We start from the raw sequence: 25,137 nt of genomic DNA on the forward strand, positions 1-25,137 counted from the left end.
CACCAATGCATTACCACGCAGAGCGTGGGAACGATCACAAAAGCCGTAAGCTGGGCTTCCTCGATTATCAGGCCAGCGAAGATGCCTTCTTCGCCGTATTCGAGCACCTGCGCGAAGCCAAGCTGATTCCCTGAGCCTGGATCTGCCGTCAGTTTGGGAGCCATCGACTGCACGAGGTAGCACTCGTCACGATCCAACCAACCTACCCGGCAGAGTGCGTACTACGTCCATACGAAGCTATCATCCTGCCGATATCCAGACCGTGGGCGAAAAAAGCGCAAGTGACACCTGTCATGCCGTATTTCGCCTGAGGTCTCACGTGCCACAGTCAGCAGGTTGATCCAGAACATGACGCGCATACAGCAAGCGACGCCCAACGACGTGCCGGCCCTGCTCACCCTGGTAGCCAGCTATTGGGACTTCGAGGGCATTACCGGCTTCGATCAGACCCGCGTCGCCATCCAGCTCACTCGCCTGCTATCCACCCCGGAGTTGGGGGCTGGCTGGATTGCACGGGTGGACGGTGCCGCAGTGGGTTATCTGCTCGCCGTTCAGGTATTCAGCCTCGAATACCTCGGGCTCACCGCAGAGATCGACGAATTCTTCGTGCTGTCATCACAGCGCGGAAGCGGAGTCGGGGCAGAGCTGCTGACCGTCGCCGAGTCCGAGTTCGCACGCCGGGGCTACACCAATATCGCGCTGCAACTGTCACGGGATAACGAGCCCGCACGCAGGTTCTACCGCAGCCGAGGCTACGCCGACAGAGCGGGTTACGAGTTGCTCGACAAGGTGCTGGTTGCTCAGTAAAGCTCGATTGCAGGCAGAGGCCGCTTCGCCCCACTTTCGTAGGGTGGACAACGCGAAGCTTGTCCACCACCTCATCGCATAAAGCGCTCTCCACAGCGGATACGCCCCTCCCTCGCCGCTTCGTTTACCTGAACCATCGCGCCCTTCCCGGCCCTAAGCAGTACCGCTGCGGGTAAGGGAAAGGGGCTTATCGGCCTGCCGTCAGCGGCATCGGGTTTGGGAATTTGGGCGTATTGGCCTATCCTCGCGCCCTTTCGAATAAGACGACCAAAGGAAGACGCCTGTGTCTGCGTTGCTCGATGCCTTCTCCGGCCTGCTCTGGACTTACCTTGCCATTCCCATGCTGCTGCTCAGCGGCGTCTATCTGACTTACGTGTGCCGTGGCGTGCAGCTGCGGATGATCCCCGAGATGTTTCGGGTCATTCTCGAACGTAACCACGGCGACAAGGAGGCGATCTCCTCCTTCAAGGCTTTCACCATTTCCGCCGCGTCGCGGGTCGGCACCGGCAATATCGCCGGGGTGGCCACGGCGATCGCCCTCGGTGGGCCGGGTGCGGTGTTCTGGATGTGGATGGTAGCCCTGGTAGGCGGCGCGACATCGTTCGTGGAGTCGACCCTGGGGCAGTTGTACAAGTCGGACAAGCAGTACCGCTACCACGGTGGCCCGGCCTACTACATCCAGCGCGCGCTGGGCTGGCGCTGGCTGGCGGTGGTGTTCGCGGTGATGATCAGCATCACGTATGGGCTGGTGTTCAACTCGGTGCAGGCCAACTCCATCGTCGATGCCATGCAGACGTCGTTCGGCGGCGAAGGCGGCAGTCAGACGCTGGCCTGGGGCGTCGGTATCGCGCTCACGCTGCTCACCGGGGTGATCATCTTCGGCGGCGTGCAGACCATTTCCAAGGTCTCGGTGACCGTGGTGCCAGTGATGGCGGTGATGTACCTGGGCATCGGCCTGGTGGTGATCGTCCTCAACATCGGCGACGTGCCAGCCGTATTCGCCGATATCGTCGCCCACGCCTTTGGCTGGCGCGAGATTGCCGGTGGCGGCATCGGCGCGGCGATCATGATGGGCGTGCGCCGTGGCCTGTTCTCCAACGAAGCGGGCATGGGCTCGGTGCCCAATGCCAGCGCCACGGCATCGGTCTCGCACCCGGTCAAACAGGGCCTGGTGCAGACCCTGGGCGTGTACTTCGACACCCTGGTCATCTGCACCATGACGGCGCTGATCATCCTCCTGGCCGACCCGGGCCATGCCTACGGTGATGCCGCCCTGGGTGCCAGCCTGACGCAATGGGCGCTGGCCGAGCAGCTCGGCAGCTGGGCGATTCATTACCTGACCTTCGCCATTCTGCTGTTCGCCTTCACCTCGGTGATCGGCAATTACTATTACGGCGAGTCGAACATCCAGTACATATTCGGCAGCAAGCTGTGCCTGAACCTGTTTCGCGTGCTGGTGATGGCCTTCGTGCTGATCGGTTCGGTGGCGAAGGTGTCGGTGGTCTGGGCGATGGCCGATGTGTTCATGCCGTTGCTGGCACTGACCAACCTGGTCGCCATCGTGCCGCTGGCCGGTATCGCTGCCCGTCTGCTCAGCCACTACAACGCACAGCGCCGCAAAGGTGTGGAGCCGGTGTTCCACCGTGACGACATGCCGGACCTGAAGAACGTCGAGTGCTGGGACGGCAGCGATCACATCAGTTGCGCCGAAACCTACAGCCAGCCTGCGGATAAAGCGCTGAAAAATTAGATGTTGCACCAAGCAGGCTGATCATTTGGCCTGGCAATAAAGAACGCCGACCTGAAAGGGTCGGCGTTCTGCTTTCCAGCCCACGTGAACGCGCGCTTGCTACGCCCGAACCGAGAGCAGGCGAACCCCAAGCCCGATAAACAGCGCCCCGCTCAAACGCTTGATCGCTGCGACCCAATACGCAGCACCGAGGCGTTTGCTGAAGCGAAACGCGGTGTAGCAGTACACCGAATGCACGCTGACCACGACCGCGGCGATGGTCAGGTACATGACTGCGAATTGCACCGGCACGGAACGATCCGCCTGCAGAAACTGCGGCAGGAAGGCACAGAGAAAGATCATCGATTTGGGGTTGCTGACCGACACCAGAAACGCCTCGCCGGTGATGCGCCATTTCGCTACGGGGCTGTGGTGCGCGACCGTCAGCGCATGGGTGCCCGCACTGCGGCTGAGCAGTTGGCGTGCCCCCAGGTAGATCAGGTAGCCGGCACCGACGATCTTCAGGGCCAGAAACGCCGTGGGCATGGCAACCAGTAGCGCACCGACGCCCAGGGCAACGCCGGTAGTGACGAGCAATTGGGCCGTCAGGTTGCCGACCAGCGTCACCCCCATGGCCGCCGGCCCATGGCGCAGCGCATTGCGCACCACCAGCAGCACGTTCGGCCCAGGCGTCAGCGTGGTGGCCAGATAGGCCAGGAAGAAGGTGAACCAGAGGTGGAGTGCCATGGCGGGAGCTCGTTATTGGGCGGCGCCTGTCGATGCTATCAGCTTGCACACCTGAAAACCCCACTCCCCTGGGGGGCAATCAAGGCCTCGCGCTTCAAATCACGATTCCCTGCTCGCTGACACGAACACCCGCTTTCGCATTCAGCCAGGCAACCAACGCCGGCGCTTCCAATGGGCGAGAGATAAAGTAGCCCTGGGCCTCCTGGCACCCCCACTCACGCAGGATCTGCAGCGTTTGCTCGGTTTCGATGCCTTCCGCGACCACCCGCTGATCCAGTTCCGTGGCCAGGCTGATCAGTGCGCGAACGATGTTCCAGTCCTTCTGACCGGGGCGCAGGTCATCCATGAACGAACGATCGAGCTTCACCGTGTCGGCCGGGATATCGCGCAGGTAGGACCAGTTGCTGTAGCCGCTGCCGAAGTCGTCGATGGCGATGTCCACACCAATCGCCTTGAGACGTTCGAGCTGCGAAATCACTACCGAGAGATCCCCGACCAGCGCGCTCTCGGTGAATTCCACTTCCAGGCAGGAACCGTTCAGTTCGTGGCGGGCCAGCAGACGGATAATCTCGTCGGCCAGGTGATCGTTATTGAGATCAGCAGCGGAGACATTGATGGCGACCTTGAGATCGAGACCGCTCTGGCGCCAGGTGATGATCTGCGTGATCGCCTGGTTGATGACCCAGAAACTGACAGCGTGGATCAGCACGGTCTTCTCGGCCAAGGGAATGAATTCGGCAGGGCCGATCTCGCCCAGCGTCGGATGCGTCCAGCGCAGCAACGCTTCGACGGACATGCAGGCGCCGCTATGCAGGTCGACACGCGGCTGGTACACCAGGCGCAGTTGGTCGTCGGCGCGCACCGCGTCGGCCAGGTCATTGAGCAAACGGGTACTGCGTTGCTGGGCGACATCCATCTGGTGGTCGTAGTAGGCCCAGCCACGGCCCGAAGTGCGCGCCTCGTCAGCCGCACAGACGATCAGACGCATCCAGTCAGCCGGCAGCTCGTCTGCACTGAGGCGCAGCACGCCCACGCCGATCTGCGGCAGCACCGGTAGGCCCTGGCAGTGAATGGGTTTGCTGAACGCGTCAACCAGTTGCCGGAACACGGCCTCGGCCTGCTCCTGCTGGCTGGCCGGCACGCTGCAGGCAAAACGCAGCGCGCTGATCTTGTAGAGCTCCCAGCCGTGGGGCAGCAAGGCACGCAGGGTGTCCCTGACCGCCAGGGTGAAGTCGGTGAGGAAGCGGAAGCCCAGGGATTTGAGCATGTCGTTCAACTGCGCTGGCGAAACCAGCTCGATGGCCAGGGCCAACGGGCTATCGCCCTTGCTCAGCGCATCGGAGATGTCTTCATCCAGCTTGGCGTGGTTGAACAGCCCGGTGGCGCCATCGGTGAAAGCGGCTATACGCAATTCATTGAGACGACTCATGGCCAGGCGCCCCATTTGCTGCAGCATGGCCATGTCGCCCGCCGACATCGGCTGCCGCGGCTCGGTGTCGATCACGCACAGGTTGCCAAGGATGATGCCGTTATCCAGGGCCAGGGGTACGCCAGCGTAATAGCGAATGCCAGGATCGCCGGTGACCAGCGGATTGCAGCGAAAACGTGGGTCGAGCGTGGCGTCGCACACCTCGACGCTCTCACCGATCGCCACGCTGTAGGCGCAGAACGAATCGCTGCGCGGCGTTTCCTGCAGCTCGGTACCCACGCGGGCGCGGAACCACTGACGCTTGCGGTCGAGAATGGTGATCAGCGAGATGGGCGTCTTGAAGTACATCGCCGCCATCTTCACCACTTCGTCGAGAAATGGGTCGGCGCTCTGTTCGAGGAGGCACGGATGCTCATCGAGCAGTGCCTGCCGGCTCAACTCATTCAACGGAAGGGGTGGGTTGGGCGCCAACATCGTTCTTTCTCTCACTTGTCGCTAAAAACGGGGCCGGGTTCCACGTGACACAGATGACACGGCAGATGATAACGAAATGACATCACCACGAGCAGAGAGTTGCCTAAAAGTTTCTGACCGTTTGGCGGTTAGGAACCATACGCATTGAGCCAACAAGGCATGATCCCCGCAGAATCACCGCATATCGCCGTCCAGTCGACATCAATCCGCCATGCTGCTGGTTTAAACTGGTGCCCTATCAACAGGGATGTCATGAGGTTTCCATGAGACGTTGCCGCGTGCTGCACAGCTACGCTCTGCTGATCGCGCTATGGTGCAGCGCGAGCTCGGCGCAAACCCTGCTGGGTGGCGGCGCACAGTGGCACCCTTACAGCTTTGAAGATGCCGATGGACAGGCCACCGGCATTGCCGTGGACATCGTTCGCAAGGTCATGAAGCAGAGCGGCTTGCAGGTCGAATTCGTGTTCTACCCCGCCAACCGTCTCAATCTGCTGCTCGACGAAGGCCACCTGGATCTCAATTACGCCGACTCACCACAGTGGAATTCGGCGAATGCCAGCGAACGCTTCGTGTATTCGCAGCCCTATCTGCACGTTCGCGAATACCTGTACTTCCTAAAAGACCACCCGGCGCTGCAATTGTCACTCGGTGAATTGCAGGGCCTGCGCATTGGCATCGTGCGGGGCTACACCTACCAGACTCTGGATGCTCCACTCAGAGACAAACGGCTGATGAAAGTGGAAACCTCACGCGAGCCTGCGTTGCTGGATCTGCTGATGCTTGGCCGGGTGGACGCCATTGCAGTGGTAGACGATGTATTCACCGACCTGCTCTCCACGCGCCATCTCGAGCCTGGACGCTTCGCCCGCGGTGCCAAACTCAGCGAAGCACCCCTGGTGATCAAACTGCAAAGGCAGCACGCCGATCGACTACCTGAGCTCAATACCGCTCTGGAGGGGCTGGTCCGCAGCGGCGAAGTCGAACGCATTCGCCGCAGTTACCTGGTCAACCAGACCGCAAAACCCGCCAAGAAAAGCGCAGACCGATAGTGCCGTGACGCCGAGCGAGGCGCACCTCTCCAGCTCCCCGCAGACGAGCGCCAGGCGGCACTGACACGCCGGGGCGGCATGACGTCACAAACGTCAAAAACCAGTGGAACGTAAATAGCGCTTCACACCTCTTAAAGGCGAGGCCTGAAGCGCCTCGCCCCTCAATTACAGTGCTCGCCTTGATGATATGGATCAGTTGACCAAGACCGCACCCCGAGACAGCGCAATCGAGCGCTTCGACTTCCTGGCCAGCGGCGGGAAAATCGGCGAATTGCTGCAAAGCGGCAATGGCATGAACTCGCCACTCGGCTCTCCTGCCCAGTGGTCGCCGAGCCTCAAGACGCTCATGGCCACCGTACTTCCGGTAAAGGCGCAGATCGCATTGCTGTGGGGGCCCGACTACATCGCCCTGTACAACGATGCCTATGCCCCCACCATTGGCGACAAGCACCCGCGCGCACTGGGCCGGCCGGCCGTGGAAAGCTGGACAGAGCTGTGGGATGACCTCGAGCCTTTGCTGCGCGGGGTGCGCGAAACCGGCGAAACCTTCGCAGCCAAGGACCGCCCCTTCTACATCGAGCGCCACGGCCGTGGCGAGACGGTCTATTTCGACGTGTCCTACTCGGCGGTGCGCGAGGCGGATGGTTCGGTCGGTGGCGTGCTGTGTATCGTCAGTGAGACCACCGAGCGCGTGCAGTTCGAGCGCCGCCAGACGTTTCTGCTCGAACTCGGGCAGGCGTTGCCGTCGATCAACGACCCCGACAGCGTGGAAGCACTCGTCCTGCGCAGGCTCACCGACGAACTGAAGGCTGCGCGGGTATTCTTCGCGAAAAATCAGGGTGATGGCACGACGTTCGCCGTCAAACAGCGCTACCCCACCCAGCACGATGGTGCCTCAGGCGGCGAGCATTACGAAGCATCGGAAATCGATCTTCTACGCTCGGGCCAGCCCCTGCTGCGCCCAGGCGATGAAAACCAGCAAGCTGCGCTGCACGTTCCAGTGGTGCTTCATCACGCGCTCGAAGCCGTACTGGTGATCGAGCACGAGTACGGCCACGGATGCACCGATCACGAAGCACAACTGGCCGAAGAAACCGCAAAACTGGCCTGGGCCTGGATTACCCGCGCCCAGGCCGAAGCCGCATTGCGCGCCAGCTCGGCACAATTGTCGGCCATGTTCGACCAGGCCAGCGCGGGTATTGCCGTGTGCGACGACGCCTGGGCACTGGTTCGGGTCAATGACCGTTACTGCGAAATCGTCGGCCGCAGCCGCGAAGAATTGCTCGGCCAGGGTCTGTACGACCTCGGCCAGTCAGGTGAAACCTCCCGCGTCGCTTCTGCCTGCGAGCGCAGCCTGCGGCGCGGGCAGCAGTTCGAGAGCACCCGTCCGCACAATCGTCCCGACGGCACGACCGTGTGGACACAGAACCACATCACACCGCTGCTGGACGAGCAGCGTAACGTCACCGGAACCATCTGCGTCTGTGTGGATATCAGTGAGCGCATGCGAGCCGAAGCGGAGCTGCGCGCCTTGAACGAGGGCCTGGAAGACCATGTAGCCGATATGGTTGCGCAACGTGAAGCGGCCATCGCACAGCTCCACGAAGCGCACAAGATGGAACTGGTCGGCCAGCTTACCGGCGGCTTCGCTCACGACTTCAACAACCTGCTGACGCCCATCATGGCGTCCCTGGAGCTGATTCGTCGTCGGGTGCCGGACGAGCGCGCCAGCAAACTGGTGGATGGCGCCCTGCAGGCAGCCGATCGTGCGCGCATTCTGGTGGAACGGCTGCTTACCTTCGCGCGCCGACAAACGCTCAAGCCCCAGGCGGTCAGCCTCGCAACGGTGATCGGCGAAATGCGCGACCTGATCCAACGCTCGCTCGGACCGGCTACCGAGGTGTGCATCGATATTCCTGCCGAGATGCCGACCGTCTTCATCGACCCGCATCAACTGGAACTGGCCATTCTCAACCTGACGGTCAATGCCCGCGACGCCATGCTCGACGGCGGCCGGCTGAAAATAACCGCCGAGCTCGACGCACTGGCCGACGGCACCGTGGAGAGCCTGAGTGCCGGCCAGTACGTGCATTTGCGGGTGGAAGACAGCGGCAGCGGGATGGACGAGGAAACCCTGCGCCGCTGCATCGAGCCCTTCTACTCCACCAAGGATGTCGGCAAGGGCACAGGCCTTGGCCTGCCCATGGTACAGGGCCTGCTCGTACAGTCAGGAGGCGGATTCGATATCGTCTCGCAGGTGGGCCAGGGCACGCGCGTGAGCCTGTGGTTGCCAATCGCCGATACCCCGGCTACCCGCGACACCAGTTCGACCGAGGAAGACGCGCCAAGGGCGCCACGCCCCACCCACGTTCTGCTGGTGGATGACGAGAACCTGGTGCGCGACACCACCAGCCTGCACCTGCATGATCTCGGCTACGAGGTGACGGAGACCTGTTCGGCTGCCGCAGCGCTGAAACTGATCGAGGGCGGGTTGAAACCTGACGTGCTGGTGACCGATCACGTCATGGCGAACAAGACAGGCGCACAGCTCGCTCAGGAACTGATACAGAGCATGCCTGACCTGCCTGTGTTGATCATCACCGGTTACGCCAGCCTGACTCCGACGCAGATCAGCGACTTCGAGGTGCTGGCCAAACCCTTCCGCCGTCGCGACATCGCCATCCGCCTGGCGCAGCTCGTCAATGCCAAAGGTGCCTCCCCCCCTGATTGATCGAACCTGACCGAAAACGGTATCGGCGCTTGCTGGCTTTGCGGACGGCCCATGCGCTGCAACCGCTGGACGGGCCTGCCCTTTCGCAACCTGACGCAAGGGCAGTGGGAGCGAGCGACTATTGGCACCCTGCCTGTCGTTTACTTACACCTGAACGCATCCGAAACAGTGCACGACCACGCAAATAAGTTGGCGCTGTTTTTTTGTCCATCGAATAAAAAAGCTGTAAAAAACCAGACACGAGTCTCAATACCGGCGTCAAAAAATCGAACTTTTCTACACCCGTATTTTTCCTCCATGAAAACAGTCTTCCCCGCGTGAAGAGGCACACTTCAAAGCCCCTTCCAGCGGGTTTAGTCAGTGCGGTAGAGCACTTAGCCGACTGCAAGAAGTCAATACTTCAGCACGACTATACCGTCCGTCTTATATAAAAGATTTCGCTAGAACGAAGCGCTGGAAAGTTGCTTAGTACACGGGAGGGCGAACCCCTCGTACACCCACTCATCAGGAGATACAAAAATGGCTAACAGCAATCCTGGAAACTTTGCCAATGACCGCGCCAAAGCGTCAGAGGCAGGCCGTAAGGGCGGTCAGCAAAGTGGCGGCAACTTTGCCAATGATCGTGAGAAGGCAGCGGAAGCAGGCCGCAAGGGTGGCCAGAACAGCCATGGCGGCGGTGGTAAACGCTCCTCCTAGTTGAGGGCGGCAACGGCCCACCACATGCGGGCCTAGCCTCTGGAGCCGATTCGCCCCAGGCCAACCCAAAGCCTGCCATTCTGGCTTGACCGGCCATGGAGTCAGCTGCCGTATCGCCACGCGCACTACCGAGTCAACGTGCAAGTTTCATATACAGGCCACTCGGCCTGAACAATCCCTATCGCTCCCGTAACCGAAGAATAAACAAAATGATCAAGACACTCTGCTTGGACGCAATCTACGCACTTTACAACTTCTTCAACCCGATCGTTGAACAACGACCAACTGAATCACCCTTCCTGCTGACAATCGAGCTCACCAATCCACTGACAATGGAATCGCTCACCATCACCGGCACCCCCTGCTTTGAAAACAAAGATGCTCTGGAAATCCACGAAGTCGATACATCACTCGAAATACGCGCCATGTAAGCCGCCTCTCTATTTTCCAGCTTCATGGTTTCAAGCAAACCATGAAGCGTTGAAAGCCTGCCGTTCCGCATAAACAACAGCGTTGTTCTGGATATCATCGCTCATGAAAAACAATACCTACTTATTCGTACGTAAAATGGTTTCATATAACGCATCGACAGAGCCACCAGACAACCGGTCAATCGCAAGGAAGGCGAGTCCGTAGAGAAAGCGCACAGCCATACAAGACGCCGACCACTGCGCAGCTCAGAGTGACAGCTCCTTTTGCGTGGAGGTTCGCGATGCTCCCTACTCCGATCAAGGTACCCAGCGATTGGGCTCTGCTCTTTCTGCGGGTCTCTGGCAGCCTGCTATTGCTGGCAGTACACGGCCTGCCGAAGCTGACGAACATGCAGGCAGAACTCGGCTCGATCGAAGACCCGCTGGGCCTCGGACCGGTCATCACCCTTGCCCTGGCGCTATTCGCCGAGGTCGTGTGCCCGCTGCTGATCATCTTCGGTCCCTTCACCCGACTCGCCAGCCTGCCGATCCTCGCGGTGCTGCTGGTCTCCCTGGCACTGGTACATCCCCAATGGAGCCTGGCCGAGGGCCAGTTCGCCTGGCTGCTGGCAATCGTCTTCACCACACTGGCGATCGGTGGTCCGGGTCGCTTTGCCCTGGGCAGGCACCTGCCCTTCCAGTGACGCGGCATCCTGCCCGCCGCGGTCTTCACTGCTGGGCTGGCCGTGCGGCCGCCTCGCTGCTCTTGTTGCTCTTACTGCTCACCGCAATGGCTGCAGCGCACAATTCTCGACACTGGCAGGCACCGAGCGTGATGCACTCGACGCGCCTGTGACGACATTTCTGAAATCATCGTCGCAGCTGTCTGCCATGCGGTTATCCCACGCATGCAATTAAAGAGTAGGCTGCATAAACAGTCCGAACTTTCTGGCGTTTCGACGCCCTGTATGAACACCGCACACGAAGTCTGGAATACCCATGATCAAATCCGCCAAACATCGCGCTACCGTCATCTGCCAGCAACACGGCAAGGTTCTGCTGGTGCGCAAGGCCGAAGAAAAATGGACACTGCCGGGCGGCAAGATCGAAGCGAACGAGCGGCCGGCGGAAGCGGCGCTTCGCGAGCTGTTCGAAGAAACCGGGCTGGATAGCCAGGCGCTGGAGTTCCTCGCCCTGCACGAGTTCGACAGCCGCCCCCACCATGTCTTCCGCGTAACGGTGCCAGAGGCCCTGGACGCCAGGCCGCAGAACGAGATCGCCGACTGCCGCTGGTTCTCCTCGGTCGACCTGGACAAGGACGTCAAGAAACCCTCGCGCAAACTGCTCGAACTGTATTTCGCCGAAGGCCGCCCGCAGCAGGCTTGATCACCTGCGTTCAGCAAGCGCTGCCGGCGATCACCTGGCGGCCTGAGACGACTTGAGCTGGGACACGCCGAACAGCACCAGGGCCAAACCCGCTAGCTGGTAGAGCGAAATCGCCTCGCTCAACACAGCCCAGGACACCAGCACCGTCAACAAAGGCCCCAGATTGCCGATCGCCGCGGTCTGCGTCGCACCGAGGCGCTGAATGGCCAGCGCCATCCAGTAGATTGGCAGGACCGTCGATAGCAGCGCCATCAGCGCCGCATAGCCCCATATCGCCACCGGCAGTTCGGCCAGCGCGGCCGCGTCGGAACTGATGCTGAAATGCACCAGCACCATCACCGCCGAGGTACTGCCAGCCAGCGCGGCCAGGCGCATGGAACCCAGACGACCGACCATCAGGCCAGCGCCCAGGTAATACAGTGCGTAGGTCACGGCACTGGCGAACACCCAGGCCACGCCCTTGATGACCTCCACACTGAAGCCAACCGTGCCAATATCATGGATGAACGCAACGCCCAGCCCTGCATAACAGATGGCCGATGCCAGCAACGTGCGGCGGGTCGGGCGCTCCCGCAGGGCGATCATCTGGAACAGCAGAACGAGCGTCGGGTAGGTGAAGAGAATCAACCGTTCGAGCCCGGCACTGATGTACTCCAGGCCATAGAAGTCGAACAGGCTGGACAGGTAGTAGCCGACCAGCCCCAGCCACAGGACCCGCAGCGTGTCCTGAACCGTGAGTGCGCTACGCCCTTCCCGGCGGCTCAACCAGCCGAGCAGCAAGAACAGCGGCAGTGAAAGGCCCATGCGCATGGCCAACAGGCCGAGCGCATCGACGCTGCCTGCCGCGTAGGACAATTTCACGAAGATCGCCTTGAGGCTGAACCCCGCTGCTGCCAGGACGGCGAACAGGCTGCCGTTGGCCAGGCTGCGGGAATAGAAGCTGTACAGTGGGTTCATCGTCGCTCAATCGGCAGCAAGGCCTTGCAGATGGGCAATCCGCGCCCACATCACCTGCGGGTTGGAGTACATCGGGAAGTGCCCGCAATCGGGGATCTGCGCCAGCACCACGCCGTGGCGCTGGATATGCGCCAGGTACGACAACGAGGCGTTCTGGTCGCCGTACATGAACATCTTCGGCAGCGGCAAGCCAAGGAATTTATCCATCAGTTGCCCCTGATCAGACAGCTCGACCATCGATTCGAAGATCCCCCGCACCGCCCCGGCCCGTACCTTGTGGCGCAGGCTGGCGGCATACAGCGCGCTGGCGTAGGCCGGGGCACGGCGGGTGCGTTCGATGAAGTCGGTGAAGAAACCTTCGGCATCCTCGTGCGGGTAATCGTGAATCTGCCGGCTGAGAAAGCAGTCTTCCGGCGCGATGTTGCCCTCGATATCGACGAAGCTCAGCACCCGCTGTGGATACCGATGCGCCAGCATCAACCCCGTCAGCCCACCCATGGAATGCCCCACCAGATGGAAACGCTCGATAGCGAAATGCTCGAGCATCGCCACAGCGCTCTGCACCAGCAAGGGAATCGACAGTCGCGACAGGTCCGAGCAGGTACTTTCACCGCAACCCGGTGCATCGTAAGCGAGCAGCGCGTGCCCATTGAAACGCGGCTGAAGCACGATATCGGCGTAGTCCTCCTTGGTGGAGCCGAAGCCGTGCAGAAAGACGATGGGCGCTTTTTCACCGCTGCGGTGAAGAGCAGCGACACCCAGGTCGACGCCGTCGATGCTCAAGGGCACCTGGGCCTGAGTGAGGGGATGGAACGTGGACAAGAGAGGACTCCGCTGATGGACGCAGGCGCCACTGTGTCTCGGCGTCAGCCATCTGTAAATTCCGAAGCCGGTAAGCCAGCCATAGCCGCAACCTATGGCTGGATTTGCTCCAGCAAGGCATCCACCAGAGGGTTGCTGCGCACCCTACTCCACACCACCGCGGTGGTGACCACGCTTAGCTTGGGCGTCAGCGGCTTCAGCACCACGTTGTCGGGCACCAGCTTGCGGGTCGATGCGGGAACCAGCGCCAGCCCCTGACCACAACTGACGAAGGCGATCTGCGACGCCACCGAACGCACCTCGTGCAACACCCGAGGGTTGAGGCCATTGGCCTTGCAGGCGCCGATCAGGTGATCGAAGTAGCTGGGGCTGACCTGCCGGGACGACATCACCAGCGGCTCGTCCGCCAGACTGGCGAAGCTCAGCCGCTGTCGTGTGGCAAGCGGATGATCACGAGGCACGGCAACCGCCAGGCGTTCTTCGGTCAGCGGCAGACAACGGATAGAGGCGCCCAGATTGCCCTCCAGGCGCGCGAAGGCCAGATCGATATCACCGGCTTCGAGGGCGGGGATGGCTTCGGCACTGTCGATTTCCCTGACGGCCACGGTGATCTGTGGATGATCGAGCTTGAAGCGCTCGATCAATGGCGGCAGCACGTCGGTCATCGCCGCGGTGATGGCGCCGATGGTCAGCACCCCAGCCTGGCCGGATACCGCTTCGAGCACCGCCAGTTCGAGGCGTTCGAGCTGATCGGCGAACTTGCGTACGGCCGGCAGAATGGCTGCACCGGCCGGCGTCAGCGTGACACCCCGGCGCGAGCGCTCGAACAGCTTGACCTTCAGTGCGTGTTCGAGCGTCTGGATCTGCTCGGTCAAGGGCGGCTGGGACATGCCCAGGCGCTTGGCGGCGTGGCTGAAGCTCTGCTCCTCGGCGACCGCCTGGAACAGCCAGAGGTGCCTGATCAGGCGAAAGTTGATCATTGCCCTTCCATAGCTAAAACGTATAGGTATCTGGTTATCGACCAATATACCTATGGAAGGAACGTGCAGGTAGCCTCAGCCCAACCTGTCGCCCGCGATCATCTCGTGGATGCGGTTGGCCACCGCCTCCATGGTGAAGGGCTTGGTCAGCAGGCGCATGCCGGGGGCCAGGTGGCCGTTGCCGATCACCGAGTTCTCCGCATAGCCGGTGATGAACAGCACCTTGAGCTCCGGCCGCTCGACGCGCGCCAGGTCAGCCAGTTGCCGACCGTTCATGCCACCGGGCAGGCCGACATCCGTCACCAGCAGATCGATGCGCACATCGGATTGCAGAATCTTCAGGCCCGCAGCACCGTCGCCGGCTTCGAGCGTGGTGTAGCCCAGCTCCTCGAGCACCTCGATGACCAGCATGCGGATGGCCGGCTCGTCATCGACCACCATGACGGTTTCCCGCGAGTCGGTGCGCGGGCTGCTCGACTGGCTGGTAGGCTCGGTCTCTTCTTCGTCGCTGTCGTAGTAACGCGGCAGATACAGGCACATGGTGGTGCCCTGGCCGACTTCGGAATAGATGCACACCTGCCCGCCGGATTGGCGTACGAAACCGTACACCATCGACAGCCCGAGGCCGGTGCCCTCGCCCATCGGCTTGGTGGTGAAGAATGGCTCGAAGGCGCGTTCGATCACGTCTTCGCTCATGCCGGTACCGGTACCGGTATCGGTGACGCACAGCGACAGGTACTGGCCCGGCGGCACGTTGCGCCCACGGGAGGCGTACTCGTCGATCCACTTGTTGCCGGTTTCGATGGTCAGGCGGCCGCCATTGGGCATGGCATCACGGGCGTTGAGACACAGGTTGAGCAACGCGTTTTCCAACTGCGGCCCGTCGATGAAGCTCGACCACAGGCCCGCGGCCAGCGCCACTTCGGTGGTGATGTGCGGCCCCACGCTGCGCCGTATCAGTTCCTCCATGCCGACCACCAGACGATTGACGTTGGTCGGTTTGGGGTCGAGTGTCTGCCGGCGCGAGAAAGCCAGCAGCCGGTGGGTCAGCGCCGAGGCGCGCCGTGAGGCACTCTGCGCGGCGCTGACGTAGCGCTCGACATCGCTCAGGCGGCCCTGGCTGAGGCGCATCTGCAGCAATTCCAGGGAACCACTGATACTGGTCAGCAGGTTGTTGAAGTCGTGGGCGATGCCGCCGGTCAACTGCCCGACCGCCTCCATCTTCTGCGACTGGCGCAGTGCATCTTCCACCACGCTCAGGCGCTCTTGCTCGCGCAGGCGCTCGGTGATGTCGTAGACGAACTGGTAGGCGCCGATCTGGCGGCCATCGCTGTCGTTCAAACGGCTGAAATGCATTTCGTAATGGCGGGTACCTTCTGCGGCCTCGACGGGCACCACCACATCGAACTCTTCACCGGCCAGCGCACGCTCCCAGGGCGCGAGCACGGCAGCCAGGTTCTCGGGCTGATCGGCGAGGTTGTCCTTCATGCTGTCGCCGATCTGCGGGCAAACGCCGAAGACCTGCTCGAACTCGCGCATGCCCGAGCCGTTGATGGCGATCCAGCGGTAATCGAAGCCCATGATGAAGATCAGTGCATCGGCGCCATCCACCACCCCGGCCAGCACCCGACGCGCCTCGTTGGCATCGCGCACACGCAGCTCCAGGGTTTCGTTGAGCTGGCGCAGCGAGGCCTCGGCCTGCTTGCGCTGGGTGATGTCCTGAAACAGCACCGCAACCTGCTTGCGACTGGCGGGCCCGACACGAAAGGCACTGATTTCCAGGTGGCGGCCCGTGGCGATCAGCTCCTGCTCGAAGCGAATCGACTCGCCGGTGTGCAGCACATGGCCGTAGCGTGCGACCCAGCTGTCCGCCTCTTCGCCGACCATCTCGCGCAATTTCTGGCCGACCACGTTGCGGATACCCGCGTGTTCGGCATAGGCCGGGTTGGCCTCGATATGGATGTAGTCGCTGAGCGGCCCATGGGGACCATCGAAGAACTCGATGACGCAGAAGCCTTCATCCATGGTGTTGAACAGAAATTCGTAGCGCTCGCGCTCTTGAGCGAACGCGTTCTCGACACGACGCTGCTCGGCGATGTCGATTTCCTGGACGAAGATGCCATCGACCTGCCCATGGACATCGAACTGCGGCAGGTAGAGGAAGTCCAGTTGATAGCCGTCTTTACCGGGTATCTGGAAATTCCGTGCCCGCACCGGGCGACCGCGCCGGTAGGCCTCCTCCATAAGTTCGATGAAACGTCGCTCGATGCGCCCGGCGAGCACCTCACGTACCGGCCTGCCGGTCACATCGCCCAGGCCCAGCACCCGCTGATAAGCCGGATTGATGTGTTCGAAGCGCAGCTGCTCGCCTCGCAGCACGGCCATCGCCGCAGGCGCCTGCTCGAAGATCTTCTGAAACTGCATCTCGCGGTCCGCAGCCAGGCCTTCGCCTCGCGATGCAGCCAAGCTGGCTTTCAGTTGAGCGTTTTCGTCTTCGAGTGCTTGCAGCCGCTGCCGAAGCGCTTCGGCGTCATCAGATATCACGATAGGAACCGAGCAGGCAGGGAAATGGGAGCAGAGCGAAGCGCCATTGAATCCTGTCTCGCTACTTTTTGCCACTCCTGCAAGCGGTTTCCCCGGCAGACGCAACGGCGCCACCTGTCGGCCATCCGCTCAGCCCGCCGCACGGCCGAAAAAGCCTGCATGCTGGGCGAACTCGACGAAGCGCCGGTTGGCCAGTGACAGGTATTCGTTGGCTCGCCAGCACAACCTGAAACTCATGCCCAGCGGCGGCTCGAAGGGCACACCGACGATACCGGGTTCGCCCTGCTGCACCGAGCGCAACAGGGTGGAAATGCCCAGCCCATCCAGGGTCGCCCGGGTCACCAAGGACACGAAGTTGCTTTGCAGGGCGATGCGGTAGGTGACCCCGCCCTCGGCGCAAAAGGCATCGAGCAGGTGGCGCTGCAGGAAGCTCTGGTCGAACACCACCATATCCGCGTCCTGCAGACGCCCTGCCGGCAGTCGTGCCTCACCGGCCAGGGGATGCTGCTGGTTCATGCACAGCACCATTTCGTCAGTGCCGAGCAGCACCGATTCCCAGGCGCTGCTCACCCGCCGAGATTCGAGCAGGGCGAGGTCGATCTGCCGCGCTTCGAGCAGCCGGCCGATCTCGTCGGCACTGCCTTCGAACACGCTCATGACGATGCCCGGATACGCCTGACGAAAGGCGCTGAGCAGCTCCGGCATGTAATGGATGCCGAACATCGGCGGCACCCCGAGGCGTATCTCGCCGCGCTGCAGATCGGCCATGTCGCCCAACTCCTGGCGTGCCATATCCAGTTCCAGTAGCGCCTTGGCGACACGCTCCAGAAACACCTGGCCTTCGGCAGTGACGGTGATCTGTCGGGCGGCGCGGTTGAAAAGCACCACGCCCAGCTCCTCTTCGAGGCGCGTCACGGCCATGCTCAGCGCTGGCTGGGCGATGTGCATCGCCTCGGCCGCTCGGGTGAAGCTGCCCAGCCGGGCGATTTCCACACAACACCTCAACGCTCTCAGATTCACGGCAAAACCCATAACAATTTGTGATGAAAAGCATCATAACAATATATTTCTCATGATGACCCCACGCACCTAGCATGGCCCCAACCCATCGGTCAGGAGCTCCCGCCATGCCTATCGCCTTTATCGGTCTCGGACAGATGGGTCGGCCGATGGCCATCAATCTGCTCCACGACCACCCCGGCCTGCTGGTCAGCTCAGTCAGTGGCCGCGCCTACCCCGAGTTGACCGGTCTGGGTGCCGAAGCCACCGAGGATCGGCGGCGCCTGGCAGGCTGCGACAAGGTGTTCTTGTCGCTACCCAATGCCGCGGTGATCAGAGAGCTGCTGTTCGCCGCAGACGGCCTCGCGCAGTGGATGCGCCCGGGAAGCATCGTCATCGACACCAGCACCGTCGACTATCAGCAGACCCTGGAGATCGAAAGCGAACTGGCGACGCGTGGCATCCACTTCATGGATGCACCGGTGTCCGGCATGCCGTCACGGGCCGCCGACGGCACCCTGACGATCATGTGTGGCGGCAATGCAGCAGTGTTCGCGGATGTGCAGCCGTACCTGCAGAGCATGGCCACGACCATACTGCACATGGGCGCAGCGGGTAGCGGCCAACTGACCAAACTGATCAACCAGCTGCTCTACGACATCAATTGCGCGGCGCTGGCGGAAGTTCTGCCGATGGCGGTCAAGCTCGGCCTGGATGCGGAGAAGGTCAGCGCCGTGGTCAACAACGGCACCGGGCGCAGCCATGCGTCCAGCTATTTTTTGCCGCACATACTCGCTGGCCGCTTCGACAGCGCCTACCCGCTCGATCACGCCTACAAGGACCTCACCAGTGCAGCACGCCTGAGCGCCGATCTGGGCATTCCCCTGCCGCTGCTCTCGGCCGCCACGGCGATCTACCAGACGGCCTTGCTGCAAGGCCATGGCAGCGACGACAAGGGCGCCATGATCAAGGTCTACGAGCGGCTGCTGGGCGTGGAGTTTCGCGCCGCGCCGCCAGCCAGCCTGCCAGCGCCTGTCCATCCCCACTGATCCGTTCATTCACCAGGAACCACCATGCAAGACGATGCCTTCGCCCCTGCGGCTACCGCCGCGCTGCTGCTGACAACCTGGCGCGCCGCAACGCTGCTCGACAGCCTGCCCGTCGCGCTGCGCCCGCATACCCTGCAACAGGGTTACGCCGCGCAGGACTGCCTGTTCAAGGCAGCCGGCGGTAGCCGAGCCGGCTGGAAGCTGGGCGTCGGCAGCCCAGCGGCCATGCGCGCTGCGCAACTGTCGCGGCCGCTGATAGGCCAGCTGGAAGCGGCTCGCTGCCACACCAGCGGTGCACGGCTGCATCTCCCCATGAACGGGCCACTGACCATCGAATGCGAAATCGCCTTCGTGCTCGCCCGGGATATCGAGCCGCTGCCGGGCCGTGGCGTGCAGCCCGATGACATCCGCCACACCTGTCTGACCTTCGAAGTGGTGCGCTCACGCTTCATCGACCGCAAAAGCGTCGGCTGGCCAAGCTTCACGGCGGACAACGTCGGCTTCGAAGCGCTGATCATCGGCCCGCCCGCCTGCACAGGCCTCGACCTGCAGGTGCTGCGCGAACTCGCGCAAACGACCGTGGTGCACCTGAACGGCGAGCCCCGAGCGCGCACGCTGCACGGCGATGCCGCCACCGATCCGCTGAACTCACTGGCCGCCCTCTACGCCCACGCCGCCGAACAGGGCGAGACGCTGCGCGCCGGCGACATCGTGTCCACCGGCGCGCTGTGCGAACCCTTCGATATAAGCGGCAGCGGCCATGAACTGACGGTGCGTTATCTGGGCCGGGAGCTTTGTTTTTTCTGTTGACGAGGACAGACGAGACCAACGCCACCCCGGCCGAGCCTCAGCCTTCAGGCAGCGAGCGACGCACCTTGTCGAGCAGCTCGTTCATCTTGAACGGCTTGGTCAGCAGTTCCATGCCGCTGTCGAGGAACACCTGGCGGTTGATGGCGTTCTCGGCATAACCGGTCATGAACAGGATCGGCAGATCGGGACGCAGCTTGCGCCCCGCCTCGGCCAGCTCACGACCGTTCATGCGCGGCAGGCCGACATCGGTCAGCAGCAGGTCGATCACTGCGCCGCTCTGCAGATGGGCCAACGCAGTCTCCACGTCTTCGGCTTGAGTACAGCGATAACCCGCCTCCTCCAGCACTTCGCAGACGAAGGCCCGTACCGTGGCCACATCCTCGACAACCAGTACCCGCTCGCCAGCGCCGCGATGCTCGACCTGTTCGGCATCGCTCTCGATGACCACCGGCTCGCTGCTGGCCGGCAGCATGATGGTGACTTCGGTACCTCGCCGAGTGGCGCTGCGAATGCTCGCGTTGCCGCCAGACTGGCGGGCGAAACCATAGATGGTCGACAGCCCCAGCCCGGTGCCTTGGCCCACCGGTTTGGTGGTGAAGAAGGGATCGAACACCTTATCGATCAGGGCATGGTCGATACCGCTGCCGTCGTCGCGCACCGACAGCGCCACGTAAACGCCATCGGCCAGGTTCGGGTCGCCACTGGAGTGAGCGGTGTAGGTATTGACCCAGATATTGCCGCCATTGGGCAGTGCATCCCGGGCATTGATCACCAGATTGAGCACGGCGTTTTCCAGCTGACTGGGGTCGACCAGGGCGATGGCCGGCTTGCCGGTCAGTTCCAGGGTCAGGGTGATCTGCTCGCCGATGGTACGCACCAGCAACTCTTCCAGCGAACGCACACGCTCGTTGACGTCGACGGCGCGATTGTCGAGCGGCTGCTTGCGGGCGAACGCCAGCAAACGATGGGTCAGCGCAGCAGCGCTCATCGCCGAATTAAGCGCAGCCTCGGTATACAGCTGCACGCGGTCGAGGCGCTGCTCGGCGACCCGTTTCTGAATCAGCTCCAGGCTGGTGATGATGCCGGTGAGCATGTTGTTGAAGTCGTGGGCAATACCACCAGTGAGGTTGCCCAGGGCCTCCATCTTCTGCACTTGCAGCAACTGCGCTTCGGTGCGGGCGCGCTCGGCGACTTCGCGGGCCAGCCTGCTGGTGGCGTCGTCCAGTTGTGCCAGGTGCAGACGTTCGCGGCGACGGTGCTCGGTAACGTCTTCGACGAACACCAGACTCAGTTCCGGGGTGCGGTAAGGCGACACCTGCCACTCGGTTTCCCGGGTTTCGCCCTGCACCTGCATGTTCAGCGAGCCCTTCCAGCGCTCGCCAGCCTTGAGACGCAGGCGCAGCTCGTCGAGCAGCGAAGCCTGGCCATCGTCAAAACACTGGCTGAGCAGTTGGGTATCCGGCTCGTCCTGAATCAGCTGAGCGAAGGCATGGTTGCACTCATGCACCTTGAGGTCCGAATCGAGGACGGCAATCGGCGCTGAAACGTTGACGAAAATCTCCCGAAAACGCGCCTCGCTTTCCCGCAACGCATGTTCGGTATCGCGTACCCGCAGCAGAGTGCGCAGGGTCGCCAGCAGCACGTCGGGATCGACCGGATGCACCAGATAGGCGTCGGCCCCGGCCTCCAGACCGGTAATGATGTCGCCCGTCTGGATCGACGCCGCCGAGACGTGGATCACCGGCAGCAGCGCCGTACCCGGCTCGGCACGCAGGATGCGGACGATATCGAAGCCGCTCATGTCCGGCAGGTTGACGTCGAGGATCAGCGCATCTGGCGACTCGCCACGAATCAGCGCCAGCCCGTCGGTGCCCGTGCCGGCCTCCAGCACCTGATACCCGTGTTTCTCCAGGCGCCGGCGCAGGGCATAGCGGGTGGCGACGTTGTCATCGACGATCAGCAGGCGGGTATCAGGCTTCATCGACAGACTCCGCTGCGATCGCCAGGGGAATGCTCACGAAGAACACTGACCCGACGCCCGGCTCGCTTTCCACCCCGACCTCGCCTCCCAGCAACGCCGCAAAGCGCTTGCACAGGGAAAGCCCCAGGCCGGTGCCGCGCAGACGCTTCTGCAGCGGCGAGTCGACCTGGGAAAAGTCCTCGAACAGCGCGCCGTGCAGCTCGGGGGCGATGCCGATGCCGGTGTCGCTGACCGCGAAACACACCCGATCGGTACCTTCCAGGCGGGCGGACACCCGCACTTCACCACGGGTGGTGAACTTCAGGGAGTTGGCGATGAAGTTACGCAGGATCTGCGCAAGCTTCTTGTCGTCGGTGTACAGCCGCGGCAAGCCCACCGGCTCCTCGAAAATCAGGTCCACGGCGCTGGCGTCGACGATTGGCCGGAACATGCCGCGCAAGGCCGAGAACAGGTCCAGCATGTCGAACCAGGCCGGCGAGATGCTGATGCGCCCGGCCTCGATCTTGGCCAGGTCGAGCAGGTCATCGACCATGTCGCTGAGCTCGCGTGCCGCCGTGCTGACGAAGGCTACCTGGCGATGCTGCTCGGCGCTTAGCGGGCCATCGAGTTCATCGGTCAGCAGGCTGGTGATGCTCAGGATCGAGCCCAGCGGCGTACGGAACTCATGGCTCATGTAGGACAGGAAGCGGCTCTTCAGGTCCGATGCCTGGCGCAACTCGTCGGCCTGATTGTCGAGTTCGGCATACAGGGCGAGGACGCCCTGGTTGGTTTCATCGAGTTCTTCGCGCAGCGCCGCACTTTCACCTTGCAGACGGGCGATCAGTGCGGCCTGCTCGGCATGGGTCAGGTCAGTCGGCTCAACCATGAGCGGGCTCCAGGGCAATGACCACGACCGTGACATCGTCACGGCCACGGCAGAAATCTCGGTGCAGCACGGCGGCGATCACCGCCGGATGGCAGTGCACCAGGCCGGGGTAGTCCTTCAAATTCCAGCGCGACTGCAGGCCGTCACTGTGCAGAATCAGCAGCTGGCCATTGACCTCGTCGTAGTCGAAAGGCTGCGCCTTGCGGTATTGGCCACCGACGATGCCCGGATGCGATGCCAGGCCGCGGGACTTCTCGGCGTTGATCAACGCGGCGCTGATATTGCCGACCCCGACGAAGCGCAGGGTGCCGTTGTCGAGCCGTGCCTGGGCGATGGCCACCGCGCCACCGCGGGTGCCGTTCATGGCGCGGTGCAGCTCCTCGAGCAGCACGACCGGCTCACTGAACGGGCTCAGAGCGAAGGTGCGCTCGCCTGCCAGCGCGGCACGCTCGGCTTCCTCGCCATGGCCAAGCCCGTCGATTACCAGCGCGCTGAAGGTGCTGCCCTGGGCTGCGAGGTGCCAGACATCACCGCAGGCCGGGTCGTCGTGCAGCGAATGCTGGCTGACCCCGAAGCGCCAGTCCGGCTGTTTGTCCGTGCGTGCGTAAACGCGTGCGAGCAACACCGCACCGCGGGCATCGGCGTACACGTCGAACACCTCGGCCTGCCGCGACACCGCGCCCAGCCCGATGCCCTGGGTACCGCCGGTGGAATAACCGTCGGCCAGGCAGGCATTCAGATCGAACCCCTGGGCGCGATCCACGGCAAGCACCTCGATGCCAGCGCCGCTGGGGCGTGGCACGACCCGCAGGTGCAACTCACCACGCCCGGCATGCTTGAGCAGGTTGCTTGCCAGTTCGGTGGTCACCAGGGCGACACGGCCCGCATCGGTGTCGTCGAAGCCCTGCTGCTCGGCCAGTTTCTGGGCGGTACGCCGGGCATGACCGACCTGGCTGCTGTCGTCGATGGGCAGCACCAGGGTCATGCTGCCGCTGATCGTCATGTCCATCGGGTGATCGTGATTCGTGTGCCTTCACCGGGTGCGGTGTCCAGCTCGAATTCGTCGACCAGACGCTTGGCGCCCGTCAGGCCGAGCCCCAGGCCATTGCCGGACGTCCAGCCATCGGTCATGGCGAGCTTGAGGTCGGGAATGCCGGGGCCTTCGTCGCGAAAGGTCAGGCGCAGCCCGATACGCGCGCTGTCTTCGAGCACCTGCCAGTCCATGTCACCGCCGCCGCCATAGACCATGGTGTTGCGCGCCAGCTCGCTGACCGCCGTGACCAGCTTGGTCAGATCGATCAGCCGCATGCCGCACTCGGTGGCCAGCTTGCGTGTGGTCTGGCGCGCCAGGACCACGTCCTGCTCGATGTTGATCGGTTGGGTACCGCTGCTGCGTACGATCATTGCCGAGCTACTCGTTCCCGCAGCAGCTTCATCCCGCGATCGACGTTCAATGCGGTGCTGACGCCCGGCAGGGTCATGCCCAGTTCCACCAGGGTGATCGCCACGGCGGGCTGCATGCCGACCAGCATGGTCTCGGCGTCCATGATCTTCGACAGCCCGGAGATGGTGCCGATCATCCGGCCGATGAACGAATCGACCATGTCCAGCGCGGAGATGTCGATCAACACACCGCGGGCCGAGGTCTTGCTGATCAGCTCGGAAAGATCGTCCTGCAGGGTCAGCGCGAGCTGGTCATGCATATCGACCTGAATGGTCACCAGCAGGAACTCGCCCATCCGCAAAATCGGAATGCGTTCCATGGCTTCAGACCGCTTTGCTGAGGGTGACGCCAAGACGGCTCAGGGCCAGCTTCAGGGCATCGGCCAGGTTGGCTTTGGTCACCACGCCTTGCAGGTCGAGGCCCAGGTGCACGATGGTCTGCGCGATCTGCGGGCGCACGCCACTGATGATGCAGTCGGCGCCCATCAGGCGAATGGCGGTCACGGTCTTGAGCAGGTGCTGGGCGACCAGGGTGTCTACGGTCGGCACACCGGTGATGTCGATGATGGCGATTTCCGAACCGGTATCGACGATCCGCTGCAGCAGCGACTCCATCACCACCTGCGTGCGTTGCGAGTCCAGGGTGCCGATCATCGGCAGTGCCAGGACGCCATCCCACAGCTTGACCACCGGCGTGGACAATTCCAGCAACTCTTCCTGCTGACGCTTGATCACCGATTCGCGGGATTTCTGGAACGTGCGGATGGTATGCAGGCCCAGATTGTCGAACAGCTCGGAGACTTCCCACTGCTGCTGCGCCAGTTCTTCGGGCTGGTCACGGTACTGGCGCTGCAGCAAGGCGAACAGCGGGCCCTTCAGGGCGAAGATGAAACTGGCGGCCTGGTGGGAGTCATGGCCCAGCAGCGCGCGGCTGGACGACAGGCGCTCGAGGAACTGGCGCACGTCTTCCCAGCTGGCGGCGGCGATGTTGGCAGCACCGCCGTTCTCCAGCCCGGCGATGGTCAGTTGCAGAAACTCCGCGGTCTGCTGCTGCAGATCCTGCTCCTTGAGGTTGCGAGTCGAACCGCTCGCCTCCAGGCCCCTGATCCACTCATCGAGCAGTTGTGCCTGATTGTTCTTGATCGCCTCGATGGTGCCGAGCTGCAGTGCTGCCATGTGCCATTAACTCCTGAACGAATACGGATCGATACCGAACTGACCGCTGTTAG

22 protein-coding genes and 1 pseudogene are annotated in these 25,137 nt (G+C 62.6%); 10 read left to right on the forward strand and 13 right to left on the reverse strand.

Annotated features, from left to right (window positions below; all coding sequences use genetic code 11):
• Nucleotides 1-348: 348 nt before the first annotated feature.
• Together ACT9T4_RS14195 and ACT9T4_RS14200 are read left to right on the forward strand one after the other, a co-directional pair.
• Nucleotides 349-807 carry a GNAT family N-acetyltransferase gene (locus tag ACT9T4_RS14195; RefSeq protein WP_499117547.1) on the forward strand — a complete coding sequence of 153 codons (459 nt, stop codon included), beginning with the start codon at nucleotides 349-351 and terminating at the stop codon, nucleotides 805-807.
• Nucleotides 808-1,090: 283 nt separating this feature from the next.
• Nucleotides 1,091-2,557 (forward strand): alanine/glycine:cation symporter family protein, encoded by a 1,467-nt coding sequence (locus ACT9T4_RS14200; RefSeq protein ID WP_042552212.1) that lies wholly within the window; start codon nucleotides 1,091-1,093, stop codon nucleotides 2,555-2,557.
• A 99-nt stretch (nucleotides 2,558-2,656) separates the two neighbouring features.
• On the opposite strand, the gene ACT9T4_RS14205 is transcribed toward ACT9T4_RS14200, so the two are convergent.
• Both ACT9T4_RS14205 and ACT9T4_RS14210 read right to left on the reverse strand, forming a co-directional pair.
• Nucleotides 2,657-3,283: a LysE family translocator gene (locus ACT9T4_RS14205; protein WP_499117550.1), complete on the reverse strand. Its 627-nt coding sequence runs from the start codon at nucleotides 3,281-3,283 to the stop codon at nucleotides 2,657-2,659.
• Nucleotides 3,284-3,377: 94 nt separating this feature from the next.
• On the reverse strand, nucleotides 3,378-5,186 hold the full coding sequence (locus ACT9T4_RS14210; protein ID WP_042552210.1) for a sensor domain-containing phosphodiesterase: 1,809 nt from the start codon (nucleotides 5,184-5,186) through the stop codon (nucleotides 3,378-3,380).
• A 263-nt stretch (nucleotides 5,187-5,449) separates the two neighbouring features.
• On the opposite strand from ACT9T4_RS14210, the gene ACT9T4_RS14215 reads away from it, so the two are divergent.
• The 6 genes and pseudogenes from ACT9T4_RS14215 (at nucleotide 5,450) to ACT9T4_RS14240 (ending at nucleotide 11,458) form a co-directional block, all read left to right on the forward strand.
• Complete coding sequence (locus ACT9T4_RS14215; RefSeq protein ID WP_499117552.1) at nucleotides 5,450-6,235, forward strand: substrate-binding periplasmic protein; 786 nt, start codon at nucleotides 5,450-5,452, stop codon at nucleotides 6,233-6,235.
• Nucleotides 6,236-6,422: 187 nt separating this feature from the next.
• A complete protein-coding gene (locus ACT9T4_RS14220; protein ID WP_499117554.1) occupies nucleotides 6,423-8,966 on the forward strand; it encodes a PAS domain-containing protein in 2,544 nt (847 codons plus the stop codon).
• 534 nt (nucleotides 8,967-9,500) lie between these two features.
• Nucleotides 9,501-9,662 (forward strand): annotated as a pseudogene (locus tag ACT9T4_RS14225) (con-10 family general stress protein); the annotation flags it as partial.
• Between the two features lie 209 nt (nucleotides 9,663-9,871).
• Entirely contained in the window at nucleotides 9,872-10,093 is a 222-nt protein-coding gene (locus ACT9T4_RS14230; protein WP_042552206.1) for a hypothetical protein, read from the forward strand.
• Between the two features lie 281 nt (nucleotides 10,094-10,374).
• A complete protein-coding gene (locus ACT9T4_RS14235; protein WP_042552205.1) occupies nucleotides 10,375-10,776 on the forward strand; it encodes a DoxX family protein in 402 nt (133 codons plus the stop codon).
• A gap of 295 nt (nucleotides 10,777-11,071) precedes the next feature.
• On the forward strand, nucleotides 11,072-11,458 hold the full coding sequence (locus tag ACT9T4_RS14240) for an NUDIX hydrolase (RefSeq protein ID WP_042552204.1): 387 nt from the start codon (nucleotides 11,072-11,074) through the stop codon (nucleotides 11,456-11,458).
• Nucleotides 11,459-11,488: 30 nt separating this feature from the next.
• Here ACT9T4_RS14240 and ACT9T4_RS14245 read toward each other — a convergent pair whose 3' ends face one another.
• The 5 genes from ACT9T4_RS14245 to ACT9T4_RS14265 all read right to left on the reverse strand — a co-directional run bounded on the left by ACT9T4_RS14245 (nucleotide 11,489) and on the right by ACT9T4_RS14265 (nucleotide 17,781).
• Nucleotides 11,489-12,415 (reverse strand): DMT family transporter, encoded by a 927-nt coding sequence (locus ACT9T4_RS14245; RefSeq protein WP_179537695.1) that lies wholly within the window; start codon nucleotides 12,413-12,415, stop codon nucleotides 11,489-11,491.
• A 6-nt stretch (nucleotides 12,416-12,421) separates the two neighbouring features.
• Nucleotides 12,422-13,237 carry an alpha/beta fold hydrolase gene (locus tag ACT9T4_RS14250; protein ID WP_042552202.1) on the reverse strand — a complete coding sequence of 272 codons (816 nt, stop codon included), beginning with the start codon at nucleotides 13,235-13,237 and terminating at the stop codon, nucleotides 12,422-12,424.
• 92 nt (nucleotides 13,238-13,329) lie between these two features.
• Nucleotides 13,330-14,217 carry a LysR family transcriptional regulator gene (locus ACT9T4_RS14255; protein WP_499117558.1) on the reverse strand — a complete coding sequence of 296 codons (888 nt, stop codon included), beginning with the start codon at nucleotides 14,215-14,217 and terminating at the stop codon, nucleotides 13,330-13,332.
• 75 nt (nucleotides 14,218-14,292) lie between these two features.
• Complete coding sequence (locus ACT9T4_RS14260; RefSeq protein WP_499117560.1) at nucleotides 14,293-16,761, reverse strand: PAS domain-containing hybrid sensor histidine kinase/response regulator; 2,469 nt, start codon at nucleotides 16,759-16,761, stop codon at nucleotides 14,293-14,295.
• Nucleotides 16,762-16,890: 129 nt separating this feature from the next.
• Nucleotides 16,891-17,781, reverse strand: a complete 891-nt coding sequence (locus ACT9T4_RS14265; RefSeq protein ID WP_179537692.1) for a LysR family transcriptional regulator — start codon at nucleotides 17,779-17,781, stop codon at nucleotides 16,891-16,893.
• Between the two features lie 107 nt (nucleotides 17,782-17,888).
• Here ACT9T4_RS14265 and ACT9T4_RS14270 point away from each other — a divergent pair, with 107 nt between their 5' ends.
• Nucleotides 17,889-18,809: an NAD(P)-dependent oxidoreductase gene (locus tag ACT9T4_RS14270; protein WP_179537691.1), complete on the forward strand. Its 921-nt coding sequence runs from the start codon at nucleotides 17,889-17,891 to the stop codon at nucleotides 18,807-18,809.
• 24 nt (nucleotides 18,810-18,833) lie between these two features.
• Nucleotides 18,834-19,619 (forward strand): 2-keto-4-pentenoate hydratase, encoded by a 786-nt coding sequence (locus tag ACT9T4_RS14275; RefSeq protein WP_499117562.1) that lies wholly within the window; start codon nucleotides 18,834-18,836, stop codon nucleotides 19,617-19,619.
• 37 nt (nucleotides 19,620-19,656) lie between these two features.
• Here the strand turns inward: ACT9T4_RS14275 and ACT9T4_RS14280 are convergent, their stop codons facing one another.
• From ACT9T4_RS14280 to ACT9T4_RS14305, 6 genes are read right to left on the reverse strand one after another with little or no spacing between them, the layout of a single operon-like run.
• Nucleotides 19,657-21,600 carry a PAS domain-containing hybrid sensor histidine kinase/response regulator gene (locus ACT9T4_RS14280; protein ID WP_499117564.1) on the reverse strand — a complete coding sequence of 648 codons (1,944 nt, stop codon included), beginning with the start codon at nucleotides 21,598-21,600 and terminating at the stop codon, nucleotides 19,657-19,659.
• Nucleotides 21,590-22,465, reverse strand: a complete 876-nt coding sequence (locus tag ACT9T4_RS14285) for a sensor histidine kinase (RefSeq protein ID WP_499117566.1) — start codon at nucleotides 22,463-22,465, stop codon at nucleotides 21,590-21,592. Before ACT9T4_RS14285 ends, ACT9T4_RS14280 begins: the two co-directional genes overlap by 11 nt.
• Nucleotides 22,458-23,468 carry an ATP-binding protein gene (locus tag ACT9T4_RS14290; protein WP_499117634.1) on the reverse strand — a complete coding sequence of 337 codons (1,011 nt, stop codon included), beginning with the start codon at nucleotides 23,466-23,468 and terminating at the stop codon, nucleotides 22,458-22,460. The genes ACT9T4_RS14285 and ACT9T4_RS14290 overlap by 8 nt, the downstream gene beginning before the upstream one ends.
• A complete protein-coding gene (locus ACT9T4_RS14295) occupies nucleotides 23,465-23,869 on the reverse strand; it encodes an anti-sigma regulatory factor (RefSeq protein WP_042552195.1) in 405 nt (134 codons plus the stop codon). Before ACT9T4_RS14295 ends, ACT9T4_RS14290 begins: the two co-directional genes overlap by 4 nt.
• Nucleotides 23,866-24,228 carry an STAS domain-containing protein gene (locus tag ACT9T4_RS14300; protein WP_042552194.1) on the reverse strand — a complete coding sequence of 121 codons (363 nt, stop codon included), beginning with the start codon at nucleotides 24,226-24,228 and terminating at the stop codon, nucleotides 23,866-23,868. Before ACT9T4_RS14300 ends, ACT9T4_RS14295 begins: the two co-directional genes overlap by 4 nt.
• A 4-nt stretch (nucleotides 24,229-24,232) precedes the next feature.
• On the reverse strand, nucleotides 24,233-25,084 hold the full coding sequence (locus tag ACT9T4_RS14305) for an STAS domain-containing protein (protein WP_499117568.1): 852 nt from the start codon (nucleotides 25,082-25,084) through the stop codon (nucleotides 24,233-24,235).
• Nucleotides 25,085-25,137 lie beyond the last annotated feature (53 nt).

The organism is Pseudomonas sp. SZ40 (assembly GCF_052958135.1).

Excerpts from the sequence above, each read along its gene's own strand:
- ACT9T4_RS14220 (WP_499117554.1), top strand. The coding sequence starts at position 6,423 with ATGGATCAGTTGACCAAGACCGCACCCCGAGACAGCGCAATCGAGCGC.
- ACT9T4_RS14305 (WP_499117568.1), bottom strand. The coding sequence starts at position 25,084 with ATGGCAGCACTGCAGCTCGGCACCATCGAGGCGATCAAGAACAATCAG.
- ACT9T4_RS14285 (WP_499117566.1), bottom strand. The coding sequence starts at position 22,465 with ATGGTTGAGCCGACTGACCTGACCCATGCCGAGCAGGCCGCACTGATC.
- ACT9T4_RS14210 (WP_042552210.1), bottom strand. The coding sequence starts at position 5,186 with ATGTTGGCGCCCAACCCACCCCTTCCGTTGAATGAGTTGAGCCGGCAG.
- ACT9T4_RS14295 (WP_042552195.1), bottom strand. The coding sequence starts at position 23,869 with ATGATCGTACGCAGCAGCGGTACCCAACCGATCAACATCGAGCAGGAC.
- ACT9T4_RS14280 (WP_499117564.1), bottom strand. The coding sequence starts at position 21,600 with ATGAAGCCTGATACCCGCCTGCTGATCGTCGATGACAACGTCGCCACC.
- ACT9T4_RS14235 (WP_042552205.1), top strand. The coding sequence starts at position 10,375 with ATGCTCCCTACTCCGATCAAGGTACCCAGCGATTGGGCTCTGCTCTTT.
- ACT9T4_RS14205 (WP_499117550.1), bottom strand. The coding sequence starts at position 3,283 with ATGGCACTCCACCTCTGGTTCACCTTCTTCCTGGCCTATCTGGCCACC.
- ACT9T4_RS14290 (WP_499117634.1), bottom strand. The coding sequence starts at position 23,468 with ATGACGATCAGCGGCAGCATGACCCTGGTGCTGCCCATCGACGACAGC.
- ACT9T4_RS14230 (WP_042552206.1), top strand. The coding sequence starts at position 9,872 with ATGATCAAGACACTCTGCTTGGACGCAATCTACGCACTTTACAACTTC.
- ACT9T4_RS14270 (WP_179537691.1), top strand. The coding sequence starts at position 17,889 with ATGCCTATCGCCTTTATCGGTCTCGGACAGATGGGTCGGCCGATGGCC.
- ACT9T4_RS14255 (WP_499117558.1), bottom strand. The coding sequence starts at position 14,217 with ATGATCAACTTTCGCCTGATCAGGCACCTCTGGCTGTTCCAGGCGGTC.
- ACT9T4_RS14240 (WP_042552204.1), top strand. The coding sequence starts at position 11,072 with ATGATCAAATCCGCCAAACATCGCGCTACCGTCATCTGCCAGCAACAC.
- ACT9T4_RS14245 (WP_179537695.1), bottom strand. The coding sequence starts at position 12,415 with ATGAACCCACTGTACAGCTTCTATTCCCGCAGCCTGGCCAACGGCAGC.
- ACT9T4_RS14300 (WP_042552194.1), bottom strand. The coding sequence starts at position 24,228 with ATGGAACGCATTCCGATTTTGCGGATGGGCGAGTTCCTGCTGGTGACC.
- ACT9T4_RS14275 (WP_499117562.1), top strand. The coding sequence starts at position 18,834 with ATGCAAGACGATGCCTTCGCCCCTGCGGCTACCGCCGCGCTGCTGCTG.
- ACT9T4_RS14215 (WP_499117552.1), top strand. The coding sequence starts at position 5,450 with ATGAGACGTTGCCGCGTGCTGCACAGCTACGCTCTGCTGATCGCGCTA.
- ACT9T4_RS14195 (WP_499117547.1), top strand. The coding sequence starts at position 349 with ATGACGCGCATACAGCAAGCGACGCCCAACGACGTGCCGGCCCTGCTC.